Below are 20,516 nucleotides of genomic sequence, written 5' to 3'. Positions count from 1 at the left end.
ATGTATTTTAATAGTTACACGCATCTAATGTCACCTCGATGCAACGGCAAAGGTAATACAAAATAGAGTTTTCATCCAGCAAAGAGTGTTATTTTTTCCCTTTTTTTGCACTATCTTTGCCGCATGAAAACTCTGTATATTGTTTTAGGTAGTATCTCTCTTGCACTCGGCATCCTCGGCATCTTTCTGCCGTTACTGCCTACTACCCCTTTTCTGTTACTCACCGCTGCCCTTTATTTCAAAGGGTCTCCCCGACTATATAACTGGCTGCTCAATCATCGGCACTTCGGTCCTTATATCCGCAATTACCGCGAAAACAAGGCGATCCCTCTCCGAGCCAAAGTAATCTCGCTCGTGCTGATGTGGGGAACTATGCTTTACTGCATTTTCTTCCTGATTCCTTTGATATGGGTAAAGATTCTCCTGGGACTGATTGCCGCAGGGGTCACTTATCATATTCTTTCTTTCAAGACATTAAAGTAATGCGATAGTCCCTGTCGTGCATCGGCAAGTTTATCTTCCCAATGTTTCACGGAGTTCTGACCAATAATGTCAGTCACATATTTCACGGAAATAAAAGGAATTTCTTTCGAACGGCAAACGAATGCCTGTGCATAGGCTTCCATGTCTACGACATCTCCGCTAACGTGAGTCAATTCTGTCAGAAAGCCATCTCCCGTGTTACAGATTCCTTCTTCTGTCCAGTGCTCGCAATAACCTTTTTCTTCGAGCAAGGCCGATGAATCAATCTCACACTCCAATCCGAACTCTTTCATTTTCTGCATATCACGGTCTACGAACTTGCGGCAGACAAAGATATCTCCTACTTGATGGTTGACTGTTCCGGCACTTCCGATATTGAGTACTAAGTCTGGTTGTACCTGGCGGATTGCTTCTGCCAGATGAAAAGCTGATTTTACTTTTCCAATACCTGTACGAATGTAATAAGGTTCTACATCCGGCCATTTAATCTCTACAAATTCGCCTTGGACGGCGTAGGTTACTAATATTTTCAACATATTCTTCTCTTGATTTATGAATATGCAAAAATAGAATTTTTATCGGAGATTAATCATTCAAGTGCAGAATAAGCCGCAAAATTTGCGGCTTATCTCCTGATTTTAACCGCAACATCCTGTCACAATTAAAATCTCATATCAGATAATCTTATAAGTTTTCACGACTATTCATACTACCTTTTGTTCTTCATTGACGTTTTCATACTTATTCTTATTTTTCAGAAATCAGACCAGTTTTCCTTCTTTCACAGCTCTTTCCAAATCTCCAAGTGTTATTCTTTTTTTGACTTTTTCCTTTCGTCCCAAAATTAAATCTAATAATTTAGGAAGTATCCAATCCCCTTCAGGATAAAAATACTCTTCAAAAACAAACTTTTCAACATTTACATTAAATATCCGACTAAACAAAGAGATAAATTCACAAGCATCATCTCCCTGAAGTTTCAAATCTCTTGCAAGATCAGTCTCACGAGTAAATTCACCACCCCACCGTTCTTCCTCAACAAACTGAATCACTTGTCTCCAAATATCTTCTCCATCCATAATTTTCATTCAAAAATCGTTTTTAATCACATACTGATTATCTGTCACATCATAGCTATGCAGTTCCAATTTTAATACTCGAAAACATATCTCGTTTTAAAATTAGAAATATACTTTTTTTTCTATTTAGTATAAAACTGTAAACCCTTCATTTCTGTCTTTTTTATGTTTATATTTTGTAAAGGAACTAATAAATATCAACACAATCAAAGATTTCACTTTCCTTTTCTGAAAACACCCAAAAAACAAATATCAAAAACCTCAAATATATTATTAACTTCAAGTATAGTATATATAACCAATACTCTCTATATAGTCACCATATTGTACATATATACACAACAAATAGCCATTACTCACACGAACATAAAAGATTAAGTATCTTTTTTCTCTTCACAATGCCAACATATTAAATATATCATTACCTTTGTCACTGAAAACAATTTGATTGTCAAGCCAATAGAACAAACAATTTTATTATCAAATATTGAAATAGCCTTTCAACATCTTATTGAATGCATAACTATAAAATAAATAATTCCATGAAAAAAGTATCATTATTGCTTTTAACAATATTACTAACAATTGGTTGTAACCAAAAGCCAAAAGAACAAGTAGTATCTCAAGAATCAAATCCACAGCTCACAGCAGCAAAAATAAGGAATCAAGAAATACAAGACTCTTTAAAGAAAGTAAGAAACGACTCGCTTGCCCTAATTGCATGGGGAGATGTTAAATTTGGGATGAGCATGAGAGAAGCATTAGCTACTGAAACATTTAAGGGTGGAGATAAATTTCCTGATAGTAATCGCATATCAATGAACTTCAATGACGAACGAAATTTCAGAAAAGCTTTTGGGTTAAATGAATCTTCCGAAATCTGGGCCAAATTTCAAGAAAATGAATTAACCAGAATATATATAGAATCACATTATCTAACAGCAAATAGCATTAATGATCTAGTGAGTGATTGTGATATATTTATCAAAAATTTCACAGAAAAATATGGAGAACCTTCATATAAGAAGAGTAAAGTTAATATCTCCGAGTTTAATTCCGGTGAAGAGTTTGAATACGCCAAATTCCAAATAGGAGATAAGACGATAACAATAGTATTAGGAGAATTAAGCAGTGAAGTCAAATTCTACTACCATGTATATATAGACAATAGCAAGTTCCCCCAAAAGAAGCATGTCATGACAGACAAAGAAAAAAGAGAAGAACAAAAACAAAAAGAAGATACTGAAAAAATAAAAAATAATTCATTCTAAATAAAGTATTAGAAAAATAAAAAAACAATTATGTTTATGCCTCATCACCATAACTCTGAAATAAATAATTCCATGAAAAAAGTATTTTTTCTTCTATTTATGGCTACTATAGTCTCTTTAGTTGGCAATGCCCAAAGCAGAACTAATAGTGATCCTATAGCGCTATCTTACAAGTCTAAAGAAATAAAATCTGCCCTATATTGGCAACAAAGCAGTAAAACGGGACGTTGGGAAAGTCGCAAAAACACAAAACGCGTATATCTTGGCGAAGGAGTAGCCATCGAAAATTTCAACAACATATTCATAGGAGAATATAATAATAAGCGTTATCTTTTTTTGGACTTTTATAGATATTTCTGGCGCTATCCTGCATTGAAAAAAGAATGGATGTATTCACGAACAATAATGGCAGCATTACTTACCGACGATGATTATAGCCATTTATCATCGCTTGCTACCAATCAGACACTCTCAATTATACCACGCTTCTACCATAGTATGTATAAAGGACACGCAGAATACTCATTTCCATTCTTTTTAACTTTAGGAGAAACGCTTCTTTCTGCCACAGAAACACTATATAAATCCAATAAAAGAGCATACGGAGAAGAATATGCTAACAAAGAATGGAAAAAAGACTATCCACCTATTAATTTTATAGTTTTGAAACGTATCACAGATTCTGACGGTCAGGACGTTGTACGATTCATTTTATATCCTAAAGCCCTACCAGAGCTTATAGACTACACATATTTCGAGGTTGATTATTCCGTTTATAAGAACCTACTCACAAAGGACAAGAAAGTAAGCTACAAGTAAAAACAAATAAGACAGGCGAAATCGATATAATAACTACATAAAAGGAGAATCACTTCCCTTTCTTTGCCTTTTTGCCTGTCTGCTTTTCAAACTCTTGTTTAGTGATATCAACAGCATAATTTCCATTAGACATAAAATGCATAAAAGCAATTTGGGTACCTGGGTGACCAGACCAATGATGATATTCTACCTCCCAATAAACGTTTCCATTTTCAATGACGTAATGCGATTCACTTTCAATCTTTCCTGATGATAAAACAGAATTTATCTTATCATATACTGCTCTTCTCCCCATTTTTACCTGCTCCGATTCGCAAGAAGTGAAAACAAATCCACAAAATAGAATTATAGTAAGAATTATCTTTCTCATACTCAACAGTTTCTTATAGCTTTAAGTTTTTAGATTTATTATTTTAAAGAAATAGAACTTTTATCATAATATCCTGTCGCAAATTCATAAGGATAGTTATCACCTCTAATCAATAATTGCTCACCTCCAGTTCCATAATCTGTCGTTTTCTCATGTCCCCAATGAACAAAACTTATATAAAGAGTATAGTATTCTCTTTCACCTCCCAAAACTTCTTCCATGTATGGATGTTTAACAAGGTTGAGATCATTCTTATTTATGGAATAATCAACAGAGTGAATACTTGTAAATTTCCCCCCTTTATATGTATAGTATCCTAATTTCCCATTTTCAAAAACTAAGTAATATGTATATGAGCCTTTGTTCATTACATATGTTCCCGTACCAGATTCTAATTCATTTGCAGTAATTTGTTTTTCATAAAACTCATCTTTTTCTTCATCTTTGCCACATCCAGCAAACATTAGTGCAGTAATCATTAAGAGCAGTAAATTCTTCATATTTGTTTTTGTATGTTTATTGTTTACAAAGGAACTAATAAGTTTGAATACAAGCAAATTTTTTACTTTACTTTTCTGAAGATATTCAAAATACAAATATCAAAAGGCTCAAATACATTATTTATTATAAACATGTTGTGTATATATCTCCAGCGTATTGGATATATATAACCAATGTGCAGGAGATATATAACCAATATGTAGCGCATATATACCATGCGTGTAACATATACATAGCCTGCATGTAGCACATATATACACAACAAACAACTACTACTTATGCAAACATGAAAGATTTAGTACAATTTCTCTTCAATAATGACCCGATTACAAAATATATCATTACCTTTGCCGCAAGAAATAGTTATACAGCGAAACAAACAGGCTTATACTTCTAATTCAAAAACAAACACTTAGACAAAACTAATTTTAAACATATAATAATGAAAAAAATTCTACTTCTATTGGCTATATTGCCAATATTGACAACAGCGTGTTCAAAAGATGATAAATCTACCGAACAAACCTTCTTTGTTAATGTGTACACCAAATGGGAAAATGATGAGGAAGAAATATCAAAACAGGCTTTTGTCTATATCTTCGCAAATGAAAACAAAAGTATTGATAATGCCAAAAGTGCTGAATCTGTAGCAGATGATGGAGTAATCACTTACACAGATGGCAGCAAATCTTCCAAACCTAAATATGCTACTAAATATCAATCCGGTGTGTTTAATATAGAAAACATGCCCAACGGAGAATATATATTATGGGTTACAGATATGAACGAGTACGGTGGTGCATGCTATTCATCATATAAGAAGATATCTGTAAATGAAAGTTATAGAGGTACAAGTGAGAAGAAAGTATTCCTAAGAACTGCACAAGACAGAGGGTTGTACCTCTATCAAAACTGGTAACAAAATGACGATATAATTTTTAAGACATATATTTATGAAGAATTTTTTATTTTTAATTGCAGTTACATTAGTAATAGCTGGATGTAGCAATGACAAACAAGAAGAGATTATTGAACAGACTACCCCACAAGAGATTATAGTAACTTTTGATTATTATTTTTGGGAAAGTGGAAGTATGACAAAAAGTACAGGAAATGAATTATATACTACTTTTTATAATAAATATATAAAAAACAAGACACTTACTCCAAGAAGCTATGCATTGACATTGAAAAATCTGAAAACAGGAGAATCATCTTATATAAGAGGTTATTGGAATAAAAAAGAAGGTGTTAAATTAATGGAAGGCACATACGAAGTTACAGGAACCTCTTCACCTATATATAATAGTTATCTTTATCAGAAGTTAGACACAGTTTATCTAGCGTTTAAAGAAAATATAGCCATAAACAGTAATACCACATCTGTTAATCTTTCCGCAAAATACAATTCTTTCATGTTGATGTTTGATACAGATAATACAAAATCAATCGAATATGGTTATGGAGAAAACAGTAGCAATAATATTGCGTTATCCAAAGTAGACAATATTTATTATATGTTCCTCGACAAACTCTCAATAGCTGGTAACGACAGACTTCGTATAAAGAGAACTAGCGGTTCTGAATCCAACATTGGTATAAGCAAAACTCCTTTTGAAAATGGAAAATACTATTATTTCAACGATATAACTAATTCTTTTGATGTCCCCCCAATGGAACAAGGAAATTAATACAATCTGCATCTCAAGTATTAATATTCACCGTGTAGAATGTTGATACTTGAGATGTTGACTATTAATATCCAAGAAGTCAGGTATTAACTATCAAAATTAAGAATCTTTTAATAATGACAATCTCTTTCTAAATTAAAGAAATCATTAAATCTAACACATTCAACTTTATAGGTATTTTTTCGAATAATGATTCTCGCTGCATAAACAAGCTCCTTAGGAATTAAAGAAGAATTATCTTTTTCCTCTTCTTTTATCTTCAGAATGTTCCATTGGGATACTAGCCCCATCATATATTTTGTAAATAACAGATTGCTTACATATCCAGGTTTATCCTCCGTATTTGTATATGAGATTGTATCTACTTTATTCCAATAAGTCAAATACAAATCTCCTTGAAAGCCCAACATTTCTAAAGCAAATACAGTATCATTAGCTGCCGAATATCTTAGCCTTTCTAATATATTCGACTTTTCCCTATATGCTTGTAGCCCTTTTAGCAGCATAGTATCACCAAACGCTTGAATTTGATTCATGTAGATGTTATTAGCAACCTTCACGAAATTGAGTTGCTGTTTACATCCTCCTAAAACAGCTATAAACATGAATAAATATATTCCTTTCTTCATGACTACTGCATTTTTTTACTTTGCCTATTCCGCTTGCATTATGAATTCAATTAAACCATATCTTTAACTTCATGGATATCATAAAAAACGTGATAAACATATCTCTATTATTATTTAATAAACAAACAGAGACTAAAAAGATTTTGTAAATATATTGATTATTAGAAACAAAATCTATAAAATTTCAAAGAAAAAATACAGAATAATTTTGTTGTTCATTATCCCCTTCGAAATATCGAACCCAATAATATGCGTAAGAATTAATTTGTGCATACTGGATTATAATACAAATAAGAATAGTCTACTTCACAAAAATAGTCTACCTTTGTATCGTCTTAATCGACTAGGTGTTTTTACCAATTCATAAGGAAGATATAATTAGTTCTACTTCATATATTAATAATTCCCCCTTATCTTTTAGCAAATTCATCCGCATGAATTAATCTGTTGCACTTGAGCAACTATTCAGTTATACTTGTGCAACCACCCAGCTACACAAGTCCATTTCTGAAGTTACTCAACTGCAATACATAATAGTCATCTAAAAGAAATTATAATTATGAGCATACTTTATAAAACCACTCGTTTTGCAGATACTTTTACCGGCGACAAAGAAACGAATGTACGGGTACAACTATTATCATGGGACACTTTGGATACCAAAGCTTTTGTTGAATACTTAGCTGACAAAAACAATATCACCAAAGGCGACGCATACAGGAATCTAAGTATGATACTAGAGGGAATAGAGGCTATTCTGAAAGATGGAAATATTCTCAATCTGGATGATTTCGGCAGTTTTTCTCTGAATGGCAGTTTCTGCGAAGACAAAGAACCAGGTGAAAACCACCGGGCAGAATCCATAGAAGTGAAGAATGTTGTATTCAAAGCTGAAAAACGTTTGAAAAAGGCGATAACAGCAGCCGGATTTGAGAAATATAATCCGGAAAGACACAACAAACGAAAATACTAAAACAACATGGAATACGATAGAATTTATTCCATCCGAAAAGGTGAATACTTTGCGGATGCATTGAAACGTGCCGGCAAAGACTTTATCCCGACCAATTGTATCATTAATAAACTCCTTCCCGGATTGGGAGCTACACACTGCGAATTGACGGCACTCCGAAAGTCTATTATTATCGAGCCCAACGTGCCTGTTATTGAGTCTAAAGCAAAGGTACACAAAAACTCATTGGCTATCTATAAAGGAGTCAGCGTCCGGCAAATCACAGACTTTCTGGAGAAGAACCAAGACAAACATTACAAACTGTTGACTACTCCCGAAGGCTTCACCAAAATCAAGGAAGCCATGCTGGCTGTAGATATAGATATGTATACAGAGTGTTTCATCTTGTTTGATGAATGTGAAAAGCTAGTGCAGGACGTGCATTATCGTGATTCTATCCGCGAACCGATGAATGATTTTTTCCATTTTCAGCATAAGGCATTGATTTCGGCTACTCCCATCGTACCCGAAAAAGACAATCGCTTCGACAGTTTCATGCGGGTATTGATTCAGCCGGATTACGAATATCGGCAAAAACTGAAACTAATCACCACCAACAATGTTCTGGAAACTTTGCAGGAGGTGATTGAAGCAAAGCGCGGCACGGTCTGCATTTTCTGCAACAGTATCGATTCGATAGATAGTTTCTACCGATTGATTCCCGAATTGAATAATGCCTGCACTTTTTGTAGTGAAGATGGACAATACAAACTATGGAAAGGCAACCGACGCAAAAAATCAATGATGATTACTGAACTGGAACGTTACAACTTCTTCACTTCACGTTTCTACTCCGCGGTGGATATCTTATGTAAAAACCCGCCACATGTGATTCTCATCAGTGATTTGCATGGCGCAACCCAATCGGTTATCGATCCTACTACCGAAGCCATTCAAATCATCGGACGATTCCGAGGGGGAGTAAATACCGTGACACATATTGCTTCCATCCGGCCGGATCTGGAATGTATGTCAGCCAATGAGATTGATAGTTGGATACAAGGCGCTTCCCATATCTTCAACGGATGGAAAACTCAACTGGCACAAACCTCCAATATTGGTGAACGTACTTTGTTGCAGGAAGCTATCGGAGAAAATTCATATCTCCCCTATCTGGATGCGAATGGAAAACCTGATCCGTTTCTAATAGCACATTTATATGAGAAAGAGCAAGTGAAGCGACTATACACGTCCACTGATCTGCTTTGCAGTGCCTATCAACAGACCGATTATTTTATATTCTCTCATGAGGAACGTCTCATGCCGGTTTCGGATAATGAACGTATGGCAATCCAGCATCGCTTGGCAAAAAAGAAACGAGCAGAGTTGATCGTCCGTAAGCTGGAAGAAATGGAGAAGATGAGCCGCACTACTGACAAGAAAGTGCAAAAACGCTACCAACGTATGCTGGGAAATCTGCTTACTACGACCAATGACAGGTACATATACGATTGTTTCTGCCGATTTGGAGGAGATTTCATTCGTGAATCAGATTACAACGAGAATAAATTGCGGGCTGCATTGAATGTAAGCAGTGAACATACGATTAAACAATCCGTGCAGATGCGTAGCTCTATCCAACGTACTTTTCCCATAGGTTCGGAACTTTCCGTTCAGGAAGTGAAAAGTATGCTGAAACAAGTATATAAAAAGATGGGACTGAATACGGGACGAGGGATCACAACCAAAGAACTGGAACAATATGCAGAAATAGAAAAAGGATGGAAACACGACAATAGAACAATCAAAATACTGAAGTTCAAATAATTGGCAATAAAATGCAGTTTTCCTTCCGAAAAATGCAGAAACACCGTATATGTTTCCTGTAAACTTCTCTTATTTTCGGCTATTTTCAGAGATAAGTCATTGATTATATGATCTGCCACATTTTTGTTTCTTCCCGTATAATACTTAAAAGAAAGACGAAAATGTGGCAGAGAGTTTCTTTAAACGTCTGCGGGCAAACAACGCTAAAACAAGTACGAGGCATACGCCCAATCCCCATATCCACAACAAGAAATCTCCTCCTTCGGTTTTTCCATAAGAATGCAGACCGCTCAAATAGTAGTTCACCCCAAACCAAGTCATTATAACCGAAAGGACGGCAACGACGGAAAGCAGATTAAAACACCAGGTGGTCTTTCCTTTCAGGAGGGGAATAAAGCGGATATGAAGCACCAATGCATAGACAACGATTGAAATCAATGCCCAGGTTTCCTTGGGATCCCATCCCCAATATCTACCCCAGGAGACATTGGCCCAGATAGCTCCAAGAAATGTTCCGGCAGTCATAAAGAACAGACCGAGAATCATTGCCATTTCATTCAGCAGTGTCAGTTCACGGATACGGAACAAGAGTTTCACCCGGTTGGTGGCGGAAAGCAAACTCATCAATACAAGATTAAACAACCCTGTCAGCGCACAAAGAGCAAAAAAGACGTAACCGATCATAATGATAGCGACATGAGACATCAGCCAATAAGATTGAAGTACCGGGACTAAAGGAGTAATTTCCGGATTCAGGTGATTAAGTCCTGCTACAAAAAGCATGATTCCGCCCAATAGTCCTGCCAATGCGGGAAGAATACGGAATCGGCGGGCAAACAGGAGTCCGCTACCTACCAGCATCCAGGAAGTACATATCATCGACTCGTAAGCATTTGCCCAAGGGGCATGTCCGCAAATATACCAACGTAACAAGACACCTCCCGTATGTGTGAGAAAAGCGATTGCCAGAAGAGCAATCAGAATACTGCTAATTTTTCTTCCCCATTTAAAGTCCGCAATAATCTCTCCGCAGGCAATGAAAAGTAGGATACCACCCAAAATCAAGTAAGCCAGACGACACCAGAAAAATAAATCCAGTTGATTATAGAGAAGTTCGGCTTTCACTTTCCGGTTGTCAATAGCGGGGACTTTAGCTTTTGCTTGTTGATAGACATTCATCATTTCAACTACCTTGTCTGCTTCCTTCCAATTGTTGGAACGAACTCCATTTCCTAGCTCATAGATATACCAGTCCATAATTTTAGTTACAAATAGAGAATCTTTCCCATGAAAAGCGCTCAAGTCATCACCCGGTGAATACCATTTTCCCTGCAAATCATTTCCATCCGGAAAAAGCGGTAGCAATTGGTGTTGCATGATGCGATATACGATGTTTACTGATTCATCCAGTTTTAATAAATCCGAGTCCAAACGTTTTCGCTCCGCAGCCGGTTTAGCGTAAATTGTGTTCAGTTCATTCGTCAGGATATAGTTACCGTCTGCATCAAACACATCTTGCCAGGCAATGTATTTGCCATCTCTGCCGAAGCGTTGAAGAAGTTCTTTATTATCAACTTTGATAAAAGGAAAAGCTCCCCATTCATCGGGAAAAGAAAGTAGATTCAAAAAGAATTGATCTGAATGGATGCCATTCAGTTTATCGGCTCCATACAATTTGCGTAAAATGGCAGATGTATAACTGTTGACGGGTTCGAGGCGTCCGTTAGGGTTAAGCACTACCAGACTGCCAAACTTTTCGGCATGTAAGGAAGAAACACAAGGTAATTGCGAAACGACGAGAGATTGTTGTGAAGAGACAGCCGGTTGTTGTGCACGCAATGCCTGCATATTGGAGATGCCGGATAAAGCCAGAAAGAGCAATAAGCAGAAAGGGGTATTCTTTTTCATTTCTCCCAATTCTCTGCGCAATCGCCCGAAACGGGATTTCTTACTGAACAATGTCAAGACAAAACCTACCAGTAAAAGGAAATATCCCGTATATGTAAGCTGCATACCGGGACGGTCATAGCTCACTGATAACACGGTACCTTGTTCGTCAGAATCGAATGAAGACTGGAACAGACGGTAACCATCCACATCAATCACTTTATTCATTCGTATGGTTGCCTGTAAAGGAGATTCATTTTCTCTCTTAATCACCAGGTCACTTTCATAAGACATCGGACTATGAGAACCCGGATAGCGCTGCAACCGGAAATCTTCCAGAGTTACAGAGAAAGGCAGGGAAGCATTTTCCATCCCTGTTCCTTCCTCTTTCATCATGCTATTTGCCGTTTCCCCTTCACGGATATGCATGATACCCGTCACTCCTACATAGTGAGTAACAGCAGCCCCCAACCAGATAAAAAGAAAAGCTCCATGAAAAATCAGACTGCCTTTACTAATTCTCTTAAAATAGCTTCCCTGAAGGAACATAGCCAATAAATTAACTGCCTGCAACAACTGCAACAGTATAAACCAGGGGGCATAATAAAAAGATTCACGGGCAACGGCAGGACCATAAGAGTTTTCCACTAAAGTGGCTACCGCCAATATCAGGGCATAAAGTCCCGCTAATATGTACATCAATACCGGTGAAGCGATCAGTCGAATCAATTTCATCTGTTTTTCTTTTATAATAAACAATGCTTTTATAAATGAGGCTTTTATAGATAAGCAATTCCTTCAATTTCTACCAGCAATTCCTCTCTGCATACATCCGCATAAAGATATACGATAGGAATGTCCGGACAGAGTTTATCCAAGTCTGCTTTCACAGCTGACGCATCCTCTTCATTTTTGAGATATACACGAAGAAGTCCCAACTTACCGGAATGTTCCGGTAGTTTCTCCCTACCCTCTTCCAAGCCAATCAAATGCTGGATATTTTCAAGAGTGATTTCCGTTTGAGAGAGAACATCTCCGGTCGTTACACTTTCCTCGCCACGGATAGCAGCTGTGCCGGAAATATAAATCACCTCCTGCCGACGGTCGGACAGTGACTTTCCTCTTTCAAATTTAGGTGTTCCTTTCTTCCTATCTGCCCGATGACTAATCAACACCTCATCCGAATAGACATGAGCAGCCCGTTGCCAGTCATTATCTAAAGGAGCAATATCCACTTCTCCACTGACAGCATTGAAATCAATCAGAACGCCGCCATGCTGTGTGCCAATCCCTGTTGCCGCCGGATAACCTGATTCCCACTCCGAAGAAGCATAGAACAGGGTACGCACATCATTGAAATCCTGATAACACTGATTGCCATGTGCAATATCCGTGATATTTTCCAGATAATTCCACTGACGGACAATGTCGCCGAAATTCATCTGTTCCGTCTTTAAGATCTCTTCTGCCTTTCTGAAAGCCTGTTCCGATTGTTCGCGAACAGGAAGATTCAAATCAGCTGCGTAAAGTCCCCCTACTATTATTTCCCGATAGTGAGGAGTCATGATCCGCAGGTAGCGGACAGAGGAAGAAGTGATTTGTTCCTCTATGGTGACTGCCTCATCCGTAATTTCCACCAACGAATGTACCTCCAATACCAAGTCTGCTACCAAAGGCTTTTGAGCCACCAGCGAAACAACCGGACGGGGAGAAACGAAATGCCGCTCCACCCATTGCTCCAGAAAGGAACGCTGAAACTTGTATTCCTGGTTATCCGTACAGCGTGTAAAGAGTACAAGACGGAGCACCCTCTCTTCGCGGACAGCGGATGAAAGTAATTCCTCCGCCATCTGTTCCCAACTGTTTCCTGTCGTTTTATACAAATTACATGTGATTCGATGATACTTCATACTGCAAATTTCAATGTTTTTTCTGATGATATATACTTTTTAATGATAGGAAGCAACACCTACCGGAACGTCCATGCTATAGACAGATGACATCGTCTTCAATCCCGGAGTATTCTCCAAAGAATAAAGCACTTTCTTTTGACGGTCTACCAACAACATGTGTACCTTTTCTTTTGGATTCACATGTCCCGTCCAGTTCGTTATCAGGATGCGTCCGTCAGAAAAATACTGAAAACCTCCCAGAAACTTCAACGGTTTTCCAGGGATATCCGCATTCGATAATTCCCAAACAGTCTTTCCGTCTGCCGTTACTTCGATAATTCTCGGATTCTGGTCTTTATCTGCTACGGCAATCAACGTATGTCCATTGGGCAGACGAGTCAGAGAATGCGGTCCGCCGGGAACATCCAGTTTCCACACCTCTTTGCCGTTCGTGTCATATTCCGTCACACATTGCGGTCCGTAATGTGCTACCAGAAAATGCCCGTTATCCAAGCGACGCGCATTACGCATAAATGCAAAACCTTTCTCTTTCACTCCCTCCGGCAGGATGCAGACTTCTTTCACAATCTTACCTTTAGGAGAGATTTCCAGCATACGCCCCGTGGTACATTCGCCCACAAACGTATTGCCGTTCTTCAACCGCTGACAGGCAAAGACCGGACTTTTAGACTCGTAATGGAAGATTGTATCATTCTGACGGGTCATTTCGAGTACCCCATGCCCAGTGGTGAAAAGGATATTGCCATTAGGCAATACCCATAAATCATTAGAATCGGGAGCTTTGTGCTGCCATACAATCTGATTGTTTTCCATCACAAAGACGATTCCCTGTGAATAATCTGTTCCTGCAAACGTCCGGGTTTGTGCCAACAGGGATGCAGAGAACAGAAATATCAAAATCGCACTATATATTCTTGTCATAACCAATCATTCAAAATTACAAAGACAATACATATTCCTCCAACTCTTCCAGTTCTTTATCAGAAACAGGCTTATGAGGTCCGTGTACCTTTAACATATCTTTCATCGAATAGCTACGACCGTCATACAAATAAGGAGCCGTACGCCAACATTCGTTCAGAGCAGGAACGTCCATAGCCAGCCCTTTATCAGGTCCGGTAGTCCAATCCACTTTATATTGCTTCTGATCCGTATAGTATTCTCCGGAATGGCAACTCGCGCAGTTTTCTTCAAATATCTTCTTTCCTCTTTTCGCTTTCGCAGAAAGTTTACCATTCTCAAGATAAGGGCTTGGCAGAGGCTTCAGAGATTTCAGATATTCGTCGATAGATTCGTAGATCTCATCATTTCCCTCCATAAACAGGATATATTTCACTCCCGAACGAACGGCTACTTCGGCATTTTTACGAATACCGGTCGCCATACAAGGCGGAGTTTGATGGGAAAGCAAGAGTGTTTTCGTGTTTTTCGGATTACCCATGCCATCATTCAGCAAGTCCCAGTTAAGCCCGTCCATGCGTGCATCATTCGGATGACAGGTTGCACAACTTTGCCAGTTCTGGAAACAAATGGTTGCATCATGGAAGTACATATCTCCCTTACCAACTTTAGTGAAAGCCAATGGAGCACCCAGAATCTGCTTCTGCACATTCTTACCGTTCAAATCCATAGACACCAATTCCGACGTATAATAGTTGGCAGTATAAATTTTACCTCCCGTAGCTACGACCGAACGCGGACCTTTTCCCTGTGTAGGAATGAAGTCACGGATGCCATACAAGAATCCCGCATCATTAGGTATATTCCCCCACGCTTTCATGGAAGGAGTAACCATTTCTCCTTGTTTCGCTTTGCCAAGACGTTCATGCAAAGCTATACGATCGATGCGCACCAATTCCTGACTACCGGCAGCAGCTACTATGATCTGCTTATCATCCGGGGTAACAATTACCGACCACGGATTAGCTGCTCCTTTCTGTGGAGTGTCCAAGATGATGGAAGTGAGCCACTTTCTAGCTTTCAAATCAATGATGGATAATGTATTTGTAGCCATCCATCCTCTATCCAGCTGATTGGTAGGCAACTGATAGCGGGAGATTAAATGAGTGACATATGCGAAAGTATGATTCTTATCCACCGCTACCGACTTCACATCCGTAGAACCGTTCGGCAACATAACACGTCCCGAAACCTTTTTCGAAAGTACATCTACCATATCGAGCTGTACTGCAATCGGATAAGCCGTAGAAGGCATTTCCGGCAGATTATTGGCTATCAGCAGACAGGAATCACCAGCAAAGGCAGCCATCGACACTGGTTCGCGACCGACAGCTATTTTAGTTTTCACCTTACGGGTGGCCGGATCAATCTCCCAAAGTTCGTTGTTGAACCGCTGCGTAACCCAAAGAGATTTAGACAACGGATTATACAGAATATCCGAAGGAGTAGCTCCGCTTTTTGTTTTGGATTGTACGGAAAGTTTCTTTCCATCCAGTTCGTACATGGTACCGTAGTTTCCGTCACATACCACCCAGAGTTTACCATTCGCATCCTGCGTCATGGCATTGACAGGGGACGAGAAAGAGACTTTCTTTTCCATTTTCTGTCCGTCGGACGACATCTTGATAAGTTCACAGCCTGCCCTGTTTGTTACAAACAAGGATTTCCCGTTGTCTGCCAGAAACAAACGGTCCGGTGAAACCGTCGTTTCCGCTTCTTGCCAAGACGCACAAAGAAATATAGCAGCCATACCAACAGGTATCAATATCTTCTTTTTCATTTTTTCTCTTGTTTAGTTTGAAGGGATTGAATGTATTGACGAATATTCTCCTGATCTTCCGCACGGGCTGCTTCCCGCTTCTTATCATAATAGTTGTAGAAGTCGAGATCCTTTTGCGACCAGTTGTTCGCTTCACGGTAGTCTCCGATTTGAGGCACAAGCAAATCAATCCAGAGAGCTACTTTTCGTATTTCCTGCGGAGTCAGTTTTGTACCTCCATGTCCGCTTTCCAAACGTTTAATCAGATTGCTCGTGTTGGAGCCTGCAAAATAAGGCGGTAGCAACGTAGGTTCGGACAAAGCACTGATCCAGTTTACTTCCGGATGATGTGCGTTACCTCTCCATGATCCCTCTTCTTTTTTCTGGGTGGCATGAATCAGGTTCAGATACGAATCCGTATATTTTCTTTTGCTTCGTTTATCCATTACTTTCAATTCGCCTTTCAGGCTCATTGGTTGCTTCACTCCATCGTGACAAGAGATACAATGCTTGTCCCAGATAGGTTGGATTTCTTTCAGGTAACTGAAATTACGTTCGCCCATCTCATCTTCCGGAGCCAATGCCTTGACACCTTTATTCATTGCCATGGATACCGGATGCCCTGCTACGGGAACCGTGTTCTTATGTTCGTGGCATCCTACACAACTCTGCACTTCATTCGGCTGTAAAGTAGACCAGCTACGCATAGTTTGCACCACACGCCCGTTTTCGTCCAATGCCTGAAAATAAAGCGGTCTGCGTGCAGGAACTTTAAAGAATGCGGAACCGTCAGGATATACTTCCGTCACTCCCAACACTCTCTTCACATCCCAGGCAGCATTGCCCACTCCTACCGGAGAACTCATGATAGCTCCTCCACCTTTATCATTACCGTTCACTTCACCTACACCTGCTGCACGGAACTGGATTTCCACCACACGCAACTGTTTGATAGTTCCCGGTTTCACACCCTTCAATCCATTGCCCTCGTAGATATTCTGCATATAATATACGCCTTCATTCTTTGTATAATCTACCGAAGATGAACGGCGGAACGGACGTTTACGGGGAGCGACCAACACAGGCTGGTTGCAGGATATGCGTGCATCGGATACGAGTAATTCACGTTCTCCGTCCGCATTCATCCAATAAACGCCAAATTCCATCGGATGTCCGACGTAATAACCCAACGGAGTATACGATATTAAAAATTCCATCTCGCTCAATGGAAAAGGATGCTGGAACTGATCGGTAAACTTTCCATAACCGTCAATACGTTCCGGTTCCGGTTTGTGAACCGGAGCTACGAACATAACACCTTCATTCTCATCACGCCCGGCTTCGGGATCTATAATACCCAGTTTGCCATGTTGAGGAGTATGGTGACCCATAAAAACTGCCATCAACTTACGAGTGCCGGGAATCTGGCGAATCTGTGCCACCGTTGTCGGGAACCAGCTGTTCATTCCGTAATATTCAGCCTGTCCTGTTCCATCGGGATTCATCTGGAACAAAGGCTGTGCCCATACCTGGCCACGGTCATTGTAATCCCAACGAGTATAGACCACCCGACCGTCATCCAACAAAGTCGGTGTTACCGTATGTACCTGGTCGAAACCAACCTGACGCATATAACGCCCCTCCCTGTCGCAGAGATACATATTGCTGACTTCCGTAAACCAGCAGTCTACCGTACTTCCGCAACGGGTAGAGTTGAACAGGATATTGTCATCGGGCAAGTAAATACCTTCAATGTCGGCATGTCCTTTTCCGAAAGTCAACTGCTTGATTTCCCGTGTCTTTAAATCCATTTCATACAGATGGAAGTCGTCTTCCTTGGGGGATTTCTTCCAGGAAAAAAGCAGATGCTGACCATCAAAATGAAGATTCGGATCACGCACTACTCCTTCTTCATCTGTCAGCATGGTTTCTACTTCCGCCCAAATTCCATTCATCTTCAATTTCGCCAACGCACCGCCCGCAATGTAGTTGCATTCAGCACGGGCATCCGACACTCCTTCGGTATAAGCAAAGAAAGAGGGACGCAACGTTCTGTATTTTGTGAAAACAATCTCCGGTTTATCTGCTGTGAAGGCTTCCAAACGCTTGATACGTCTTTGTTCACACGCTTTCAGATAAGACAGGAAAGCCGATTCGATGCTTTCCGGAGTATTAGTCACGGGAGCTTTGATGTTCAGTTTCTGTAAACGCACGGAAAGTTCCTGATTAAAACTCTTATTAAACCAGTCTACATCACCCATTGTTCCATCCTGTAGCCACCAATCGTAATAGACCGGATAGGCACGCGTCAATCTCCGGTGCACGGCTTTTATCTTGTTTTCTGTTTCTTCCTGATTACCTTTCTGTTTTATCGCCTGAATTTCCGCGTACTTCTTCTGAATCTCGACGATAAAACCTTTCGCGTCGGTAGGCTGAAGGGAAGTGTCTTTCGTCTGCCATGCTACAATGGAGAGAAACACACAGCATGCCATCCCACACTTCAACAGCTTCATTAATTTCGATCTTATCATTTTATCTTCTTATTTACCTTAAATTTACCTTCCTGAAAAAAGAACGATTACAAACCTTTCTTCAGCTCCTTATAGGATTCCACAATCTGAATACCGCTTGATGTACCAATACGGGTAGCGCCCGCCTGAATCAATGCCAACGCAGAATCCAGATCACGAATGCCACCTGCTGCTTTCACTCCGATAGTAGGTCCTACCACACGACGCATCAATGCTACATCATGCACTGTTGCTCCTGCTGTTCCGAATCCGGTAGAGGTTTTCACAAAATCCACTCCGGCTTCTTTAGCTATACGACATACGGTTTCTTTCTCTTCATCCGTCAGATAGCAAGTTTCAAGAATGACCTTACAGATCACACCGGCAGGTTTGCAGATAGAAACCATGTCTTCAATCTCTTTCTTTACGATTTCAGTCTGTCCTTTCTGTAAAGCACGAACATTGATGACTGTATCTATTTCAGTAGCACCTTTGGCAATGGCATCACGGGTTTCAAATGCTTTGCACTCTACTGTGTTCTGTCCCAACGGAAAACCGATAGCGGCTCCTACACGTACTCCCGACCCTTCAAGCAACTTCACACAAGTTTCTACTTCCGCAGGATTGATGGCTACCATCGCAAACTGATACTGACGGGCTTCCGCACAAAGTTTCTCAATAGGCGATGCATCACCGAAAGGTTTCAGGAATGTATGGTCGATCATACCTGCCAACTGTTCTACTGATAATTCTGCAATCACTTCGTTTATATTCTTCTTTTCCATTATTTTGAGTCGTTTAATAAGTTATTATAAATATGCTGTTTCTTAAAAAGTCAATACGCATTTCAATACTTCACCCCGTTTCACGGCAGCAAAGGCTTCTTCTATTTCTTCTATCGCAAAGCGATGCGTGATAAAGTCGGATGCAGAAAGTCTGCCCTCTTCAATCCATTGTGCCAATGTGGTCATTGCCGCCTTTTCTTCTGAACGGGTAGGCCATTGATGCATGTGCAGGTCGAAGTTATAAGGAGCTTTCGATAAGTCGAAAGTTGGATTCTTAGTCATGACGCCATAGACACAAACATCTCCACCCATCTTCACTAATGGTAATACGGAATTTACGACTACATCCAGTCCTACCGCATCAATGACAGCATCATAAGAGCGATTAGCCGCGGCTATAAATTCCGGAGTACTAATTTCGGCGGGTGTATATCCATTGTCTGCTCCCATCCGACGGGCTACTTCCAGTTTAGCGGGAAGCATATCGACAATATCAATCTGTCCCAGACCGAACAATTTACCCAACTTCACAAAGCTCAATCCTACAGGACCGGAGCCTACTACGATCACCTTTTTCCCCGGAGTCAGATTGAAATCCTTGAAAGCTCCCAACACTTCGCGCCAGGTACAAGAGATAACTGCTTCTTCCGGTTGCACATGTGAAGGGACTGTGTTCTGAATCTCAAAACTGTCCCAGCATCCCTGTTCGGGTGTAGCCAGTCCCTCTTCTTTCAGTACTTCAAAGTCATTCACTACTACATATTCGCTGAAACCACCCCAGCCGCTGTCGACACCTTGCGCACCAAAATCGGAAATAAGACCACCAATAGCACGGTCGCCTACCTTAAAATTACGTACTTTTTCACCGACAGCTACTACAATTCCGGCATTCTCATGTCCCAAAGCCAATGGATAAGTATCTACTCCGGGGAATTTTCCGGCTATCAGTTTACTGTCAGTCGCATTACACAAAGCAACCATTTCCGTTTTCACCAATGCCTGATAAGCATTGATAACAGGAGTTTCCACCTGTCGTATTTCAATTTTGCCGGGAGCCGGCACTATTACTGTTTTCATTTG

General features: G+C 39.9%; 19 protein-coding genes. 7 read left to right on the top strand and 12 right to left on the bottom strand.

Annotated features, from left to right (window positions below; genetic code table 11):
* Positions 1–123: 123 nt before the first annotated feature.
* Positions 124–483, top strand: coding sequence for a YbaN family protein (locus tag DXB58_RS14975; RefSeq protein ID WP_004301938.1), 360 nt, complete (start codon positions 124–126; stop codon positions 481–483).
* Here DXB58_RS14975 and DXB58_RS14970 read toward each other — a convergent pair.
* Both DXB58_RS14970 and DXB58_RS14965 read right to left on the bottom strand, forming a co-directional pair.
* A complete protein-coding gene (locus tag DXB58_RS14970) occupies positions 453–1,019 on the bottom strand; it encodes a nucleosidase (RefSeq protein ID WP_122137384.1) in 567 nt (188 codons plus the stop codon). The genes DXB58_RS14975 and DXB58_RS14970 overlap by 31 nt on opposite strands.
* A gap of 225 nt (positions 1,020–1,244) precedes the next feature.
* Complete coding sequence (locus DXB58_RS14965) at positions 1,245–1,571, bottom strand: DUF1493 family protein (protein WP_122137383.1); 327 nt, start codon at positions 1,569–1,571, stop codon at positions 1,245–1,247.
* Positions 1,572–2,104: 533 nt separating this feature from the next.
* Here DXB58_RS14965 and DXB58_RS14960 point away from each other — a divergent pair.
* Positions 2,105–2,833 (top strand): hypothetical protein, encoded by a 729-nt coding sequence (locus DXB58_RS14960; protein WP_122137425.1) that lies wholly within the window; start codon positions 2,105–2,107, stop codon positions 2,831–2,833.
* 72 nt (positions 2,834–2,905) lie between these two features.
* The gene (locus DXB58_RS14955) at positions 2,906–3,652 is read left to right on the top strand and encodes a hypothetical protein (RefSeq protein ID WP_233527307.1); all 747 of its coding nucleotides are present in this window, start codon (positions 2,906–2,908) and stop codon (positions 3,650–3,652) included.
* 49 nt (positions 3,653–3,701) lie between these two features.
* Here the strand turns inward: DXB58_RS14955 and DXB58_RS14950 are convergent, their stop codons facing one another.
* Positions 3,702–4,022 carry a hypothetical protein gene (locus DXB58_RS14950; protein ID WP_009000627.1) on the bottom strand — a complete coding sequence of 107 codons (321 nt, stop codon included), beginning with the start codon at positions 4,020–4,022 and terminating at the stop codon, positions 3,702–3,704.
* A gap of 38 nt (positions 4,023–4,060) precedes the next feature.
* Positions 4,061–4,522 carry a hypothetical protein gene (locus DXB58_RS14945; protein WP_122137424.1) on the bottom strand — a complete coding sequence of 154 codons (462 nt, stop codon included), beginning with the start codon at positions 4,520–4,522 and terminating at the stop codon, positions 4,061–4,063.
* Between the two features lie 443 nt (positions 4,523–4,965).
* Between DXB58_RS14945 and DXB58_RS14940 the strand changes: the two genes are divergently transcribed.
* Entirely contained in the window at positions 4,966–5,442 is a 477-nt protein-coding gene (locus tag DXB58_RS14940; RefSeq protein WP_009000625.1) for a hypothetical protein, read from the top strand.
* Positions 5,443–5,476: 34 nt separating this feature from the next.
* The gene (locus tag DXB58_RS14935) at positions 5,477–6,214 is read left to right on the top strand and encodes a hypothetical protein (RefSeq protein WP_122137381.1); all 738 of its coding nucleotides are present in this window, start codon (positions 5,477–5,479) and stop codon (positions 6,212–6,214) included.
* A gap of 110 nt (positions 6,215–6,324) precedes the next feature.
* Here DXB58_RS14935 and DXB58_RS14930 read toward each other — a convergent pair whose 3' ends face one another.
* Positions 6,325–6,843, bottom strand: a complete 519-nt coding sequence (locus DXB58_RS14930) for a hypothetical protein (RefSeq protein ID WP_122137380.1) — start codon at positions 6,841–6,843, stop codon at positions 6,325–6,327.
* A gap of 559 nt (positions 6,844–7,402) precedes the next feature.
* On the opposite strand from DXB58_RS14930, the gene DXB58_RS14925 reads away from it, so the two are divergent.
* Together DXB58_RS14925 and DXB58_RS14920 are read left to right on the top strand one after the other, a co-directional pair.
* Positions 7,403–7,816 (top strand): HU family DNA-binding protein, encoded by a 414-nt coding sequence (locus DXB58_RS14925; RefSeq protein ID WP_009000622.1) that lies wholly within the window; start codon positions 7,403–7,405, stop codon positions 7,814–7,816.
* 6 nt (positions 7,817–7,822) lie between these two features.
* Positions 7,823–9,622 (top strand): hypothetical protein, encoded by a 1,800-nt coding sequence (locus tag DXB58_RS14920; protein WP_122137379.1) that lies wholly within the window; start codon positions 7,823–7,825, stop codon positions 9,620–9,622.
* A gap of 144 nt (positions 9,623–9,766) precedes the next feature.
* On the opposite strand, the gene ccsA is transcribed toward DXB58_RS14920, so the two are convergent.
* Genes ccsA through DXB58_RS14885 form a run of 7 tightly spaced genes read right to left on the bottom strand, consistent with a single transcriptional unit; the run spans position 9,767 to position 20,513 of the window.
* Complete coding sequence (gene ccsA, locus DXB58_RS14915) at positions 9,767–12,244, bottom strand: cytochrome c biogenesis protein CcsA (RefSeq protein ID WP_122137378.1); 2,478 nt, start codon at positions 12,242–12,244, stop codon at positions 9,767–9,769.
* Between the two features lie 44 nt (positions 12,245–12,288).
* On the bottom strand, positions 12,289–13,419 hold the full coding sequence (locus tag DXB58_RS14910; protein ID WP_122137377.1) for a PTS cellobiose transporter subunit IIC: 1,131 nt from the start codon (positions 13,417–13,419) through the stop codon (positions 12,289–12,291).
* A 39-nt stretch (positions 13,420–13,458) separates the two neighbouring features.
* Entirely contained in the window at positions 13,459–14,343 is an 885-nt protein-coding gene (locus DXB58_RS14905; RefSeq protein WP_122137376.1) for an aryl-sulfate sulfotransferase, read from the bottom strand.
* 16 nt (positions 14,344–14,359) lie between these two features.
* Positions 14,360–16,162 (bottom strand): c-type cytochrome, encoded by a 1,803-nt coding sequence (locus tag DXB58_RS14900; RefSeq protein WP_122137375.1) that lies wholly within the window; start codon positions 16,160–16,162, stop codon positions 14,360–14,362.
* A complete protein-coding gene (locus DXB58_RS14895) occupies positions 16,159–18,672 on the bottom strand; it encodes a hypothetical protein (RefSeq protein ID WP_122137374.1) in 2,514 nt (837 codons plus the stop codon). The genes DXB58_RS14900 and DXB58_RS14895 overlap by 4 nt, the downstream gene beginning before the upstream one ends.
* Positions 18,673–18,719: 47 nt before the next feature.
* Entirely contained in the window at positions 18,720–19,436 is a 717-nt protein-coding gene (deoC, locus tag DXB58_RS14890; RefSeq protein WP_009000615.1) for a deoxyribose-phosphate aldolase, read from the bottom strand.
* Between the two features lie 42 nt (positions 19,437–19,478).
* A complete protein-coding gene (locus tag DXB58_RS14885; protein ID WP_009000614.1) occupies positions 19,479–20,513 on the bottom strand; it encodes a zinc-binding dehydrogenase in 1,035 nt (344 codons plus the stop codon).
* Between the last annotated feature and the right edge of the window lie 3 nt (positions 20,514–20,516).

The organism is Bacteroides sp. OM05-10AA, from assembly GCF_003439055.1.
Taxonomy (GTDB): Bacteria; Bacteroidota; Bacteroidia; order Bacteroidales; family Bacteroidaceae; genus Bacteroides; species Bacteroides intestinigallinarum.
The sequence above is the reverse complement of the archived record's forward strand: the minus strand, read 5'-3'. Positions and strand labels throughout refer to the sequence as shown.